General features: G+C 65.1%; 15 protein-coding genes. 9 read left to right on the forward strand and 6 right to left on the reverse strand.

Annotated elements, in window-relative coordinates:
• Nucleotide 1 precedes the first annotated feature (1 nt).
• Together ABWP22_RS08475 and ABWP22_RS08480 are read left to right on the forward strand one after the other, a co-directional pair.
• A complete protein-coding gene (locus ABWP22_RS08475; protein WP_353199527.1) occupies nt 2–1,105 on the forward strand; it encodes an NAD(P)-dependent alcohol dehydrogenase in 1,104 nt (367 codons plus the stop codon).
• Nucleotides 1,106–1,196: 91 nt separating this feature from the next.
• Nucleotides 1,197–1,532, forward strand: a complete 336-nt coding sequence (locus tag ABWP22_RS08480) for a GntR family transcriptional regulator (protein ID WP_353199528.1) — start codon at nt 1,197–1,199, stop codon at nt 1,530–1,532.
• Nucleotides 1,533–1,619: 87 nt separating this feature from the next.
• Here ABWP22_RS08480 and ABWP22_RS08485 read toward each other — a convergent pair whose 3' ends face one another.
• Nucleotides 1,620–2,519, reverse strand: a complete 900-nt coding sequence (locus ABWP22_RS08485; protein WP_353199529.1) for a crotonase/enoyl-CoA hydratase family protein — start codon at nt 2,517–2,519, stop codon at nt 1,620–1,622.
• A gap of 145 nt (nt 2,520–2,664) precedes the next feature.
• Complete coding sequence (locus ABWP22_RS08490) at nt 2,665–3,840, reverse strand: acetyl-CoA C-acetyltransferase (protein ID WP_353199530.1); 1,176 nt, start codon at nt 3,838–3,840, stop codon at nt 2,665–2,667.
• Nucleotides 3,841–3,940: 100 nt separating this feature from the next.
• Here ABWP22_RS08490 and ABWP22_RS08495 point away from each other — a divergent pair, with 100 nt between their 5' ends.
• Nucleotides 3,941–5,368, forward strand: a complete 1,428-nt coding sequence (locus ABWP22_RS08495; protein ID WP_353199531.1) for a DUF1254 domain-containing protein — start codon at nt 3,941–3,943, stop codon at nt 5,366–5,368.
• Nucleotides 5,365–7,014 carry a thiamine pyrophosphate-binding protein gene (locus ABWP22_RS08500; RefSeq protein ID WP_353199532.1) on the forward strand — a complete coding sequence of 550 codons (1,650 nt, stop codon included), beginning with the start codon at nt 5,365–5,367 and terminating at the stop codon, nt 7,012–7,014. Before ABWP22_RS08495 ends, ABWP22_RS08500 begins: the two co-directional genes overlap by 4 nt.
• Nucleotides 7,015–7,140: 126 nt before the next feature.
• Here the strand turns inward: ABWP22_RS08500 and fghA are convergent, their stop codons facing one another.
• Together fghA and ABWP22_RS08510 are read right to left on the reverse strand one after the other, a co-directional pair.
• Nucleotides 7,141–7,965, reverse strand: coding sequence for an S-formylglutathione hydrolase (gene fghA, locus ABWP22_RS08505; RefSeq protein ID WP_502951106.1), 825 nt, complete (start codon nt 7,963–7,965; stop codon nt 7,141–7,143).
• Nucleotides 7,962–9,071, reverse strand: coding sequence for an S-(hydroxymethyl)glutathione dehydrogenase/class III alcohol dehydrogenase (locus ABWP22_RS08510; RefSeq protein WP_353199533.1), 1,110 nt, complete (start codon nt 9,069–9,071; stop codon nt 7,962–7,964). The genes fghA and ABWP22_RS08510 overlap by 4 nt, the downstream gene beginning before the upstream one ends.
• Nucleotides 9,072–9,263: 192 nt before the next feature.
• On the opposite strand from ABWP22_RS08510, the gene infA reads away from it, so the two are divergent.
• From infA to ABWP22_RS08535, 5 genes are all read left to right on the forward strand, one after another.
• Complete coding sequence (infA, locus tag ABWP22_RS08515) at nt 9,264–9,524, forward strand: translation initiation factor IF-1 (RefSeq protein WP_017668801.1); 261 nt, start codon at nt 9,264–9,266, stop codon at nt 9,522–9,524.
• A 175-nt stretch (nt 9,525–9,699) separates the two neighbouring features.
• Nucleotides 9,700–10,032, forward strand: a complete 333-nt coding sequence (locus ABWP22_RS08520; RefSeq protein ID WP_353199534.1) for a hypothetical protein — start codon at nt 9,700–9,702, stop codon at nt 10,030–10,032.
• A 326-nt stretch (nt 10,033–10,358) separates the two neighbouring features.
• Nucleotides 10,359–10,691, forward strand: coding sequence for a hypothetical protein (locus tag ABWP22_RS08525; protein ID WP_353199535.1), 333 nt, complete (start codon nt 10,359–10,361; stop codon nt 10,689–10,691).
• A gap of 244 nt (nt 10,692–10,935) precedes the next feature.
• Nucleotides 10,936–11,073 carry a hypothetical protein gene (locus ABWP22_RS08530; protein ID WP_353199536.1) on the forward strand — a complete coding sequence of 46 codons (138 nt, stop codon included), beginning with the start codon at nt 10,936–10,938 and terminating at the stop codon, nt 11,071–11,073.
• 77 nt (nt 11,074–11,150) lie between these two features.
• Entirely contained in the window at nt 11,151–11,483 is a 333-nt protein-coding gene (locus tag ABWP22_RS08535) for a hypothetical protein (protein WP_353199537.1), read from the forward strand.
• 28 nt (nt 11,484–11,511) lie between these two features.
• Here the strand turns inward: ABWP22_RS08535 and ABWP22_RS08540 are convergent, their stop codons facing one another.
• Both ABWP22_RS08540 and ABWP22_RS08545 read right to left on the reverse strand, forming a co-directional pair.
• Nucleotides 11,512–11,961 (reverse strand): DUF192 domain-containing protein, encoded by a 450-nt coding sequence (locus ABWP22_RS08540; protein ID WP_353199538.1) that lies wholly within the window; start codon nt 11,959–11,961, stop codon nt 11,512–11,514.
• Nucleotides 11,961–12,548: a cold-shock protein gene (locus ABWP22_RS08545; RefSeq protein WP_353199539.1), complete on the reverse strand. Its 588-nt coding sequence runs from the start codon at nt 12,546–12,548 to the stop codon at nt 11,961–11,963. The genes ABWP22_RS08540 and ABWP22_RS08545 overlap by 1 nt, the downstream gene beginning before the upstream one ends.
• Between the last annotated feature and the right edge of the window lie 91 nt (nt 12,549–12,639).

Genomic DNA, 12,639 nt, shown 5'->3' on the forward strand with positions numbered 1-12,639 from the left:
CATGACGACGACCACCACCGCTGCCGTGCTGCGCCAACGCGGCGGACCTTACAGCCTCGAAACACTGGAACTCGCCGATCCGGGGCCGGGGCAATTGCTGGTCCGGCTGGCGGCGTGCGGCATCTGTTTCACCGATGTCGGCGTGCAGCGTTATGAACAGGGCACGCCGCTGCCGCAGGTGCTGGGCCATGAAGGCGCCGGCACGGTGGTGGCGGTGGGGGACGGCGTTACCCATGTCGCGCCGGGGGATCGGGTGGTGCTGAGCTATGCCAGTTGCGGCGCGTGCAGCAATTGCAGCCACGATCATCCGCAATATTGCAGCAATTTCATGATGTTGAACTATGCCGGCGTGCTTTCGGACGGCCGGGCGCCGTTCACCTTGGCGGGCGCGCCGGTCTATGGCGGCTTCTTCGGCCAATCCAGCTTTGCCACCCACGCCATCGCCTATGCGCGCAACACGGTGAAGGTGGACGCGGATGTGCCGTTCGCGCTGCTGGCGCCGTTCGGCTGCGGGCTGCAAACCGGCGCTGGCACGGCCTACAACACGCTGGACGTGCAGGCCGAGCAGTCGTTCGCGGTGCTGGGGGCAGGCTCGGTCGGCCTGGCGGCGATGCTGGCCGCGGTGGATCGCGGTTGCCATAGCATCATCGCGGTCGATCGGGTGGCGGCGCGGCTCGATCTGGCGCGGCAACTGGGCGCGACGCACACGATCTTGGCGGAAGGCCAGGATCTGGCGGCCGCGCTGCGCGCCATCTGCGCAACCGGCGTCGATCGCATTGTCGATACCACCGGCGTGTCGGCAGTGGTGCGCGGCGGGCTGGAGGCGCTGGCCAGCCGCGGCGAGCTGGCGATGCTGGCCGTGACCGCACCGGGCACCGAAATCACCTTCAACCCCAACACATTGCTGGGCGGGCGGGCCATAAGGGGGGCGGTGGAGGGCGATGCCGATCCGCAAGCCTTCATCCCCTGGCTGATCGGCCGCCATGTCGCCGGCCGCTTCAACCACACGCCGCTGATCCGCGAATATCCGCTGAGCGCCATCAATGAGGCCGTGGCCGACATGGCGGCAGGGCGCGTGGTGAAGCCGGTGCTGATCCTCGATTGACGCGGCCTTCCGGCAGACAGGACGCCACTTTCTGCTGGTCTAGATGGTTAACACGGTTGACCTGCGGCTGTGCTGGCCCCATACCACAGTGATGTTCACGCCAGACCGCCCGATTTATCGCCAGATCCGTGACGTGATTATCGAACGGATCCTGACGCTTGGCGATGGTGCCATGCTGCCGTCGGTTCGGGCGCTGGCGGCCGAAGCCGGGGTCAACCCGCTCACCGTTGCCAAGGCCTATCAGGATCTGCAAGCCACCGGCCTGGTGCGGGCGCGCAAGGGCGTTGGCCTGTTTGCCGCCGAAGGCGCCATGAACAGCCTGCTGACACAAGAGCGCGAGCAGTTCCTGACCGAGGAATGGCCGCGCGTGCTGGCGCGCATCAACCGGCTGGGGCTGGAAGCCGCCGAACTGCTCGAACAGGCCTGAGGCCTTCCACTCGCCGCTGCGACGGCGATGATGACCACTCGCCGCTGCAACGGCGATACTCATCTTTCGCCGCTGCGACGGCGATGATTACCACTTTTCCTCAGGCCACCACGGAAACACTGCTGCCGGCATGTCCTGGCTCACGGTGTCCGGATAGGCCGGCTTGCGCTTTTCGAGGAAGCTGACGACGCCTTCCTTCGCGTCGCCCGAACGGCCGCGCATATAGACCATCTTGGAATCGAGCCGATGCGCATCCCACGGACTGGGCGCGCCGGCCATGCGCCACAGCATCTGCCGGGTCAGCGCCACCGAGACCGGCGCGGTATTCTCGGCGATCTCCAGCGCCAGCGCCCGGGCCGCCGGCAACAGATCGTCCGGGGCGTGGGTGGAACGGGTGAGACCGCCCTTTTCGGCTTCGGCGGCGTCGAAGACCCGGCCGGTCATGCACCATTCCAGCGCCTGCGGCAGGCCGACCAGCTTCGAAAGGAACCAGCTCGATCCGGCTTCGGGCACGATGCCGCGCCGCGCGAAGACGAATCCGAAGCGCGCCGTGTCGCTGGCCATCCGGAAATCCATCGCGCATTGCATGGTGGCGCCGATGCCCACGGCCGGGCCGTTCACCGCCGCAATCACCGGTTTCAGACTGCGGAAGATGCGCATGGTCATCTGGCCACCGCCGTCGCGAGTGGCCGGGTGGTGCCAATCGATGCTGCCATCGTCGCCGATCGGGCTGGCACTGCGCGCGCCGCCCAGCTTTTCATAATCGAAGGTGGCGGCCCCGGCGCTGAGGTCCGCCCCGGCGCAGAAGGCCCGGCCGCGCCCGGTGACGATCACGGCCTTCACCTGATCATTCGCGTCGGTTTCGTCGAAGGCGGCAATGATCTCCGCCATCATGACACCGGTGAAGGCATTGAGCTTCTCCGGCCGGTCGAGGGTGATGGTGGCGATGGGGCCGTCGATGTCGAGGGCGATCTGGGTATAGGTCATCATGAATTCCTTTATCGACGACGGTTCGCGCTTGCTGCGTTTCCCACCCCCAGCCCCTCCCGCAAGCGGGAGGGGAGCAGGCGGCGGAAGGGCTATCGACTCCCCTTCCGCTTGCGGGAGGGGCTGGGGGTGGGTTTTCCCTGACTTACAGCGCCTCGATGATCGTCACATTGGCAAGCCCGCCGCCTTCGCACATCGTCTGCAGGCCCCAACGCTTGCCGCGCGCATGCAGCGCGTGGACCAGGGTGGTCATCAGCTTGGTGCCCGAAGCCCCCAGCGGGTGCCCCAGCGCAATCGCGCCGCCATTCACATTCAGCCGCGCATGATCGGCGCCGAGCACTTGCAGCCAGGCCATCGGGATCGACGCAAAGGCCTCGTTCACTTCATAAAGGTCGATGTCGCCGATGTTCATGCCGGCACGCTGCAAGGCCTTCTTGGTCGCCCCGATCGGCGCTTCCAGCATGATCACCGGGTCTTCGCCGACCACGGTCATGGTGTGGATGCGCGCCAGCGGCTTGACGCCCAGGGCCTTCAGGCCGCGCTCGTTGACGATCAGCACGCCGGACGCGCCGTCGCAGATCTGGCTGCTGGTCGCGGCCGTCAACCGGCCGCCATCGGGGTTGATCAGCTTCACGCCGCGCACGCCGTCCAGCGACACGTCAAACCGGATGCCTTCATCCTGGGTATGGCGATGCAGCGCACCGTCATGCGTGGTTACATCGACGGCGACGATTTCATTGGCAAACGAACCATCCTTCGCGGCGCGGCCCGCACGCACCTGGCTTTCGTAACCAAATTCATCGAGCATGTCCTTGGTCAGCCCGTATTTCTCGGCGATCATCTCGGCGCCGGTGAACTGGCTGAACTGGATGCCCGGATAGCGCGCCGCCATGCCTTCGCCATAGGGCATGCCCATGCCGGCCTTGGCGGGCAGCGCCACGGTCATGCCCATCGGCACCCGCGTCATCGATTCGACGCCGGCAGCGATCACCACGTCCATCTGGCCGCTCATCACCGTGGCAGCGGCGAAATGGATGGCCTGCTGGCTCGAACCGCACTGGCGATCGACGCTGGTGCCCGGCACGGATTCGGGCAATTTCGAGGACAGCACGGCGTTGCGCGCCACGTTGGTGCTCTGCTGGCCGCCCTGACCGACACAGCCCATGATGACGTCTTCGATCAGGGCCGGATCGACGCCGCTGTCATCGACCAGCGCATCGAGCACCTTGCCGGCCAGATCGGCGGGGTGCCAATCGCGCAGCAAGCCGCCGCGACGGCCACCGGCGGTGCGCTTGGCGGCAACGATATAGGCTTCGCTCATGCTGTATCTCCCGGATCGAAGGACTGATTCGTTCCACATGACTTTACGCCCGCGCGCCCCTTGGGCATGGACGGGCAAAATGATCAGGGAAGGACGGAAGATGCGCCGCCATTGGGGAATGATTGCCGCGCTGCTGGCCCAAATCATTGTGGAGGCGGTGCCGGCGCAGGCCGCACCGCCTGCAAAGAAGCCTGCCGTGGCGGCCAGGCCAGCGCCAAAGCCTGCCGCAAAGCCCGTGCCGGCACCGGCTGCAATCGCGCCGTTGCCCGATACGCCGGACATCCGCGCGCTGCGCCGCGCCTTCCGCTTCGGCTTTGCCCCTTATGAAATGCTGCGCACCCGCCAGTTGCAATTGGCCCGGATCGCCGAGGCCGGCTTCGGCACCGGGATCAATGCGCTGATCCCGCGCGTCACCCTGGCCGATGCCACGACGCGCGAGATCACGACGCCCAACAACGACACGCTTTATGGCTCGGCCTGGCTCGATCTGTCCCAGGGCCCGGTGTTTTTCACCATCCCGCCGCTGGCGCGCTATCATTCGGCCTCGCTGATGAGCATCACCAGCGATGTGAACGCGCTGCTTGGCACGCGTACGGTGGGTGCCGCAGGCGGGCGCTATGCCATCGTGGGCCCCGGCTGGCGCGGCGAGTTGCCGGCCGGCGTGGAGAAGGTGCCAAGCCAATCGAACGACGCCTGGCTGCTGGTGCGGGTGGTGGTGAATGGCACGGAGGATCTCGCCGCCGCCGCCGATGGGCTGACGCGCTTCACGCTTTCGGCCGTGGCCGGCGCGACGCCGCTGGACTTGCAGGTGCCGGCCACGCCCGATGGCAAGGCGTTCCTTGCCACGGTGAATGCCGCCGTCGCGCGGTCCGGCGATGACCGGCTGGTGGCCCGCGCCCAGAGCTTTGCCCAACAGGGCATCGGCCAGGCCTGGGAGAATCTGACGCCCGAACAGCAGAAATTGTGGGACGACAGCCTGCCGGCGTTGATCGCCGAATTGAAGGGCGGGCTGATGGCGGGGGGCGGCGTGGGCGGCTGGATCTATCCGCCGTTCAACATGGCGCTTTATGGCGACGATGATGATCTGCGCAGCCTGGTGGCGCTGGGCGGGCTGGCAGCACTGCCGCGGGTGGAGGCCATCTATGTGTCGGCGCGCACCGATGGCGAAGGCCGGCCGCTGACCGGCGAAAAGAGCTGGCGGCTGCGCATTCCCGGTGGGTTGCCGGTGGGCGGTTTCTGGTCGCTGACCATGTACCAACAGGAAGAAGATGGCCGCCTGTTCTTCGTGCCCAATGCGCTCGATCGCTTTGCAGTGGGCGACCGATCGCGGCATTTGCGGCCCAATCCGGATGGCAGCATCGAACTGTTCATCCAGAACGGCAAACCGAGTGGCGAGCGCGTGGTGAACTGGCTGCCGGCGCCCAAGGGCCCGTTCGTGTTGATGTTCCGCGCCTATCTGCCCGGCGCCGGCCTGCTGGATGGCAGCGTTCGGCTGCCGCCCGTCACGCAAGACGAGGTGATCCCATGAGCCGAGCCGGCAAGCATATATTGCTCGACATCTTGCACAGCGAAGGCGTCGAGTTCGTCTTCGGCAATCCCGGTACCACCGAATTGCCGCTGCTCGATGCCTTCGTCGTGGAAGATCGGCTGCGTTACATCCTCGGCCTGAACGAGGTGGTGGTGATGAGCATGGCCGATGGCTGGGCGCAGGCCACGGGGCGGCTGGCGGTGTGCAACCTGCACGCCGCGCCGGGCCTGGGGAACGCCATGGGCATGCTTTATAACGCCGCCAAGGCCGGCGCGCCGGTGCTGGTGACCGCCGGGCAGCAGGACATGAGCATCCGCCTGACCGAGCCTTTGCTGTGGGATGATCTGGCCACCATGGCGCGACCGCTGTGCAAATGGTCGTTCGAAGTGAACAGCATCGCCGAACTGCCGCGCGCGGTGCGGCGGGCGGCGAAAGTGGCGCTCACAGCGCCGACCGGGCCGGTGTTCCTCTCCATCCCCGGTGACGTGCTCACGGCAATCGCGCCCGATGATCTCGATCTCGGCGCGCCGACGCGCATCGGTGCCGGCCTGCGCGGCGATGCGACGGAAATCGCCAAGGCGGCCGCGATGATTCGTGCCGCCGAAACGCCGGTGATCTTTGCCGGCGATTGCGTGGCGAACAATGATGCCTTTGCCGAGATGGTGGCGTTCGCCGAGGCCGTCGGCGCGCCGGTTTACATGGAGGGCATGGCCAACCGCGCCGCCTTCCCATCGAACCACCCGCAGTTCGCCGGCACCGTGCCGCGCATGACCCCGGCGCTGCGCAGCGTCATGCAGGGTCACGATCTGCTGATTTCCATCGGCGCCGATCTGCTCACCCAAAGCCAGGCGACCGGCGTGGAGGCATTGGCGCCGGGCACATCTGTCGTGCATCTGGATGACGAGCCCTGGCAGATCGGCAAGAATTTCGCCGCCGATGCCGCCATCCAGGGCTGCCCCAAGGCGACTTTGCCGGAATTGACGGCGCTGGTGACGGGCTGCGGCGATGGCCGGCGGGCCGGCGTGGTGGCGCGCATTGCCGAGGCAAAGGCCGCGCTGCTGGCCAAGGCCGAAGCGGCAATGGGCGCCAGCCCGATGGACCCGCTGGCGGTGCTGAAGCGGCTGGGTGAGGTGATGCCGGATGATGCGATCATCATCGAGGAGCTGCTGTCGTCCGGCATGAATGTGGTGCGCAGCCTGTTGCCCGCCACGCGGCCCGATTCCTGGTTCGGCATGCGCGGCGGCGGCATCGGCGTGTGTGTGCCACAGGCCGCCGCGATGAAGCTGGCGCACCCGGACCGGCCGGTGGTGGCGCTGACTGGCGATGGCAGCCTGATGTACAGCGCCGCCGCACTGTGGACGTGCGCGCACTACAAATTGCCGGTGGTGACGATCGTGTTCAACAATGCATCCTACCGCATTCTCAAGCAGCGCACCCGCGCCATCGGCGACCACAGCGCCCGCACAAGCGTGTTCGTGGCGATGGATCTGCAAGAACCGGCCATCGATTTCATGGCGCTGGCGGCGGCGCATGGCGTGCAGGGCGTGCGGGTGGAATCGATTGCGGCACTGATCGCGGCGTTTCAGGCGGCGCTGGCCAGTGATAGGCCGACGTTGATCGAAGTGCCGGTGGCCAGAGCCGTTTGAATCTGGCGACTTGAGGGCAACAAGACCCACCCCCAGCCCCTCCCGCAAGCGGGAGGGGAGCAGTGAAACAGGGCGGAAACGACCCCCCTCCCGCTTGCGGGAGGGGCTGGGGGTGGGAACGGCCGCTCAGCGCAACCGCGCCGCGTGCCAGCGCAGGTGATCGCCGACAAAGCTCTGCACAAACCAATAGCTGTGGTCATACCCCGCGTGCCGCCGCAGGGTGAGCGGGATGCCGGCGCGGGCGCAGGCCGACGCCAGCAATTCCGGCCGCAATTGAGGCTCCAGAAACTGGTCCGCCTCGCCCTGATCGACCAGCAAATCCGCCACGCGCGCGCCGCCGTCGATCAGCGCGCAGGCATCATGCACGGCCCAGGCTGCCGGGTCATCCCCCAGATAGGCGAGCAGCGCCTTTTGCCCCCACGGCACCTGCGTCGGCGCGACGATCGGCGCGAAGGCTGATACGCTGCGGAACACGCTCGCGTGTTTCAGCGCCAGGGTCAACGCGCCGTGGCCGCCCATGCTGTGGCCGGTGATGCCCTGCCGCGCCAGATCGGCCGGGAAGTTCGTTGCGATCAACGCCGGCAGCTCGTCGATCAGCCATGTCCGCATGCGGAAATGTGCCGCCCACGGCGGGTTCGTCGCATCGAGATAGAAGCTCGCCGCCTGGCCCACGTCCCACGCCGGATCATCGGCCACGCCGTCGCCACGCGGTGACGTATCGGGCGTGATCAACATCAGGCCGAGTTCAGCGGCCAGCGCCTGCGCCCCGGCCTTGATCGCGAAGGTCTCTTCATTGCAGGTCAGGCCGGCCAGGCACCACAGCACCGGGAACGGGCCAGATCCCGGCGGGGTGAACAACCCGAACTGCATGACCGTTCCCGTGGCCTTGCTGTTGTGACTGTGAAACGACTGCACCCCACCATGGCAGGCGGTTTGCGTGCGCGTGATCAAAACAGCACCACCGTGCGGATGCTCTCGCCGCCGTGCATCAGATCGAACGCCTGGTTGATCTTTTCCAGCGGCAGCACATGGGTGATCATCGGATCGATGGCGATGGTGCCGTTCATGTACCAATCGACGATCTTCGGCACGTCGGTGCGGCCGCGGGCGCCGCCGAACGCGGTGCCTTTCCACACCCGGCCGGTCACCAGCTGGAACGGGCGCGTGCTGATCTCCTTGCCGGCTTCGGCCACCCCGATGATGATCGATTCGCCCCAGCCGCGGTGGCAGCATTCGAGCGCAGTGCGCATCACATCGGTGTTGCCGGTGCAATCGAAGGTGTAATCCGCGCCGCCCTCGGTAAGCGCCACCAGATGCGCAACCATATCGCCCTGCACGTCGCGGGGATCGACGAAATGGGTCATGCCGAATTGCCGGCCCCAATGTTCGCGGTCCGGATTGAGATCGACCCCGACAATCTGTTCGGCGCCCACCAGCCGCAGCCCCTGGATGACATTCAGCCCGATGCCGCCCAGCCCGAACACGATGGCGCGCGCTCCGGCCTGCACCTTGGCGGTATTGACCACCGCGCCGACGCCGGTGGTGACGCCGCAGCCGATGTAGCAGGCCTTGTCGAACGGCGCGTCGGGCCGGATCTTCGCCACGGCAATTTCGGGCAGCACGATGAAGTTCGAGAAGGTCGAGCAACCCATATAGTGGTAAATTGGCTGGCCCTTGTAACTGAACCGCGTGGTGCCATCAGGCATCAGCCCCTTGCCTTGCGTCGCGCGGATGGCGGTGCACAAATTGGTCTTGCCCGAAAGGCAGCTTTTGCATTGCCGGCATTCGGGGGTGTAGAGCGGGATGACATGATCGTCTGGCACCACGCTGGTGACGCCGGCACCGATCGCCCGCACCACACCGGCGCCTTCATGGCCCAGCACGCACGGGAAAATGCCTTCACTGTCCTTGCCTTCCAGCGTGTAGGCATCGGTGTGGCAAACGCCTGTGGCCATGATTTCCACCAGCACTTCGCCCGCCTTGGGCCCTTCCACATCGATCTCGACGATTTCGAGCGGCTGATTCGGCGCAAAGGCCACGGCGGCACGGCTTTTCATGGGCGTTGTCCTGTTGAGATGCAGTCACACATGGCCACGAACCGCTCGGCTTGCAAAGGGGGACGGGTTGCTTTTTCGGCCTTGACGCGCCATGGGGCAAGCCGGCCACGCGGCTGCCCGGCACACGGCCCGGCTGTCCAAGCACAACTACGGGATATTACATGCGGTTTGCCAGCGAGATTCAGGCGTAACATGCCAAAAGAAGAGATCATCCGGATCGAAGGTGAAATCACCGAAATCCTGCCCGACGGGCGCTTCCGCGTGAAGTTGGAAAACGAGCACGAGATCATTGCCTATACGGCCGGCAAGATGCGCAAGAACCGCATCCGTTCCATCGTCGGCGATCGGGTGCATGTGGAAATGACGCCCTATGATCTGGACAAGGGCCGCATCGTCTTCCGCGAAAAGACCACCCCGATGCCCATGAATCAGCGGCGCTTTTTCCGCCGCTGACCTGGACGCATCAGCGGGGCTTTGTCTGCTGCCGGACGGGGTGCAATTTTGCGTCGTACGTAGATCCCGCATGTGCAGCAATTTCAATGCGTCACAGCGAAATGTCAGCCATTTCGGGGAAAGTTTCTCCGAAGCGTCACTTGCGTTCAAGCCCCTTTGGCCATAGCCCATTGAAATGGGCCAATATGTTGTTTCATCGTTGAATGCGCAGGAATCGCCGCGCGGCACCCTGCTGGATCGCATCGTCGGCCCTGGCTGGGCCGAAACGCCCGCCAACCTGCTCGACCATCTTGTGCAGGGCCGGCACAAATTCATCCTGGCTGACAGCAACTTGAAATTGGCGGCACGGCGCCAGGGCGAACATCAATGGTTGCTGATCATCGTCGATCCCGAGGGCCGCGAAGTCGCACCCCAAAGCCTGCCGCACTGGCGCATCGAACAGCTGCGCCCCACGCCGAGCCCGCGCCTCAATTGGTGGCAGCGCCTGATGGACCCTGATGCCGCCTGATTGCCGGGGCTGATCGGCGCACCCCAGACACCGATGCGCTGGCGCTGACGGCCATCCCATGCCGTCCCCGGCCGCCGCGCCGGCTCGCATGATCAGTTGCATGTTCGAGCACACCGCTGGTGGCACCGCCCGACGAAGGCACCTCACGTCAACCAGGCCGAATCTGACAGACGTGACGCCCCGAATCAGCGGCGCCGATGCCATTTTCTATTTTGCATAATCGCCGCCGATCTTGCGCCAATGCTCTGTAATTGCGCTTGAAAAAAAATTCATTGCCCAAAAAGAATCGGCTTAAATTTATTCTTTATTAAGCATATCGTTCACCCATGGCTACATACATTGTCTCGGCGTTGCACGCCCTCCAATCACCCCTTGGTGTGGTCCTCGACCGCATCGTAGGCCCCGGCTGGACCGAAACTCCGGCCAAGATGCTGAATCATCTGGTTCACAATCGGCACCAGTTCGTGCTGGCCGGAACCGGGCTGCAGCTCGCAGCGCGGCGGCAAGGCGCGGACACCTGGCTGCTGGTCATCGTGGATCGTGATGGCCGCGAAGTCGCTGCGGAAAGCCTGCCGCACTGGCAGCTTGAGCAGCAGCAGAAGCCCGCGCGCGCCGCCCAGAGCTGGTGGCAGCGACTGGTCGGCCCTGATCTGGCCTGAGCCGCACGACCATTTCCGGTGCAAGCCGGAAACGGCAAATGCCGGTCAGGCCGGGAATGGGCCCAGTGCGTCACCCAGGCTTCGGGTTTCAGGCCGGCGGGCCCGACTTCGCACGCTGTCAATTCGATCACGCCAGTGATGCCAGCCGACGTGAGATCGCCCCCCTGTCGCCGCGGTCCGAGTGTCGGTCGCCGCAAGCGCTCCCTCGGATCCAGGCCGGTTCGCCTTACCAACGCCAAGTTCGATGACGGTGGTGGTCCAACGACGACAGACCATGGGCGTGCGCCCGGCGCTGACCGAGATTGCGCATCTGAACCAGCGGCGCCGCTGCAGCCTTTCTTCAGCCGTGATCAACGACGTTCCGACTGATCCAACCATCTGAAATTAATGAAAATAACTTTTTCTTAATCTTATTCGAATCGGCTTGTATTTATTATTTATTAAGCATATCGTTCACCCATGGCTACATACATTGTCTCGGCGTTGCACGCCCTCCAATCACCCCTTGGTGTGGTCCTCGACCGCATCGTAGGCCCCGGCTGGACCGAAACTCCGGCCAAGATGCTGAATCATCTGATTCACAATCGGCACCAGTTCGTGCTGGCCGGCACCGAGTTGCAGGTGGCAACGCGGCGGCATGGCGCAGACACCTGGCTGCTGATCATCGTGGATCGCGATGGCCGCGAAGTGGCTGCGGAAAGCCTGCCGCATTGGCAGCTGGAACAGCGCAAGCAGCCGGTGCCGGTCGCCCGCACCTGGTGGCAGCGCCTCGTCGGTCCTGATCTGGCGTGAGTGTTCGCGGCCCAGGCCGCGAACGTCCTCAGCGCTTCACCCGGTCTCCGGGTTTCAGGCCGATGCGCTTCGCTTCGCCGGCAGCAAGTTCGATCACATCAGCCGTGATCCCAGCGGATGCCAGAACGTCGCGCGAATAGGGCTGCCCCTGCCGGACGTTGAGCACGCGTCCCTGTGGCGACACGAAAATGATGTCGAGCGGCAGGATCGTGTTTTCCATCCAGAAACCGGTCGCCCGCGGCGGCTGCATCGGAAAGCGCATGCCGGTCCCCGGCGCCATCGATTCGCGGAACATCATGCCGCACGCCTGCTGTTCGGATGTGGCTGCCACTTCCACGCGGTAGGGAAAACGCCCCTTCGCCGTTTCAAACACCACCTTGATGGTTTGCAGGCCGCTGTTCGGGCACGGGGTGGCTGCCCATACAGGAGCCAACGCCAAGGTAGACAGCAGCATTGCTGCCGCCAGCAGATTTCGCATCAACCGCAGCCTTCATCCGATTCGGGCACGGCGTCGATGGGGATCGCCACCACCGCCAGCGGCCCTTTGTGACCTGGCGCCACCCGCACCTGCAATGGATGGCCGGGCTGCACGTCGGTCAAGCCGGCGCGGCGCAGCGTTTCCATATGGATGAAGATGTCGTCCATGCTGTCCGGCCTTATCACAAAGCCATAACCCTTCAAACGATTGAACCATTTGACTGCGACCGGTTCGAACGGGCCTGCGGCGGCAACCATGGCCCGCGGATCGACCCGATCGGCGGCACGTGCTGCGACGGTTTCAGGATCCGGGCCGATTGCCGTGGTCAGATCAAGATCGAGGATGCGCTTGGCCTGGCGGCCCCGATCGCGCGCCACCACCGTGCAGGTGAGGGTGGCGCCTTCCGGCAGGCTGCGACGGCCGAGCTCGCGCACCAGGCTGAAATGCACCAGGATGTCGCTGCCTTCCCCGGTCACCGGCACCATGAAGCCATAGCCGCGCACCGGATCGAACCATTTCATCGTGCCGCGCACGATGATTTCTTCTTCCTCAGCCAGCGACGCCACTGCTGATTCAGCCGCCTTCATGTCCATTCCCCCGCAACCTGCCCCACTTGCCCCCGCAAGTCATAAAGTCTTAATCAGTGGCTTCAGCTTTGCAAACCAGCTTTTTTCCGCC

This window comes from Sandarakinorhabdus sp. (assembly GCF_040398665.1).
Lineage (GTDB): Bacteria > Pseudomonadota > Alphaproteobacteria > Sphingomonadales > Sphingomonadaceae > Sandarakinorhabdus.

Bases quoted from the DNA above. Each gene is read 5' to 3' on its own strand.
- ABWP22_RS08475 (WP_353199527.1), top strand. From the start codon at position 2: ATGACGACGACCACCACCGCTGCCGTGCTGCGCCAACGCGGCGGACCT.
- ABWP22_RS08490 (WP_353199530.1), bottom strand. From the start codon at position 3,840: ATGAGCGAAGCCTATATCGTTGCCGCCAAGCGCACCGCCGGTGGCCGT.
- infA (WP_017668801.1), top strand. From the start codon at position 9,264: ATGCCAAAAGAAGAGATCATCCGGATCGAAGGTGAAATCACCGAAATC.
- ABWP22_RS08525 (WP_353199535.1), top strand. From the start codon at position 10,359: ATGGCTACATACATTGTCTCGGCGTTGCACGCCCTCCAATCACCCCTT.
- ABWP22_RS08500 (WP_353199532.1), top strand. From the start codon at position 5,365: ATGAGCCGAGCCGGCAAGCATATATTGCTCGACATCTTGCACAGCGAA.
- ABWP22_RS08485 (WP_353199529.1), bottom strand. From the start codon at position 2,519: ATGACCTATACCCAGATCGCCCTCGACATCGACGGCCCCATCGCCACC.
- ABWP22_RS08545 (WP_353199539.1), bottom strand. From the start codon at position 12,548: ATGAAGGCGGCTGAATCAGCAGTGGCGTCGCTGGCTGAGGAAGAAGAA.
- ABWP22_RS08480 (WP_353199528.1), top strand. From the start codon at position 1,197: ATGTTCACGCCAGACCGCCCGATTTATCGCCAGATCCGTGACGTGATT.
- ABWP22_RS08510 (WP_353199533.1), bottom strand. From the start codon at position 9,071: ATGAAAAGCCGTGCCGCCGTGGCCTTTGCGCCGAATCAGCCGCTCGAA.
- ABWP22_RS08520 (WP_353199534.1), top strand. From the start codon at position 9,700: ATGGGCCAATATGTTGTTTCATCGTTGAATGCGCAGGAATCGCCGCGC.
- ABWP22_RS08540 (WP_353199538.1), bottom strand. From the start codon at position 11,961: ATGCGAAATCTGCTGGCGGCAGCAATGCTGCTGTCTACCTTGGCGTTG.
- ABWP22_RS08530 (WP_353199536.1), top strand. From the start codon at position 10,936: ATGACGGTGGTGGTCCAACGACGACAGACCATGGGCGTGCGCCCGGCG.
- ABWP22_RS08535 (WP_353199537.1), top strand. From the start codon at position 11,151: ATGGCTACATACATTGTCTCGGCGTTGCACGCCCTCCAATCACCCCTT.
- ABWP22_RS08495 (WP_353199531.1), top strand. From the start codon at position 3,941: ATGCGCCGCCATTGGGGAATGATTGCCGCGCTGCTGGCCCAAATCATT.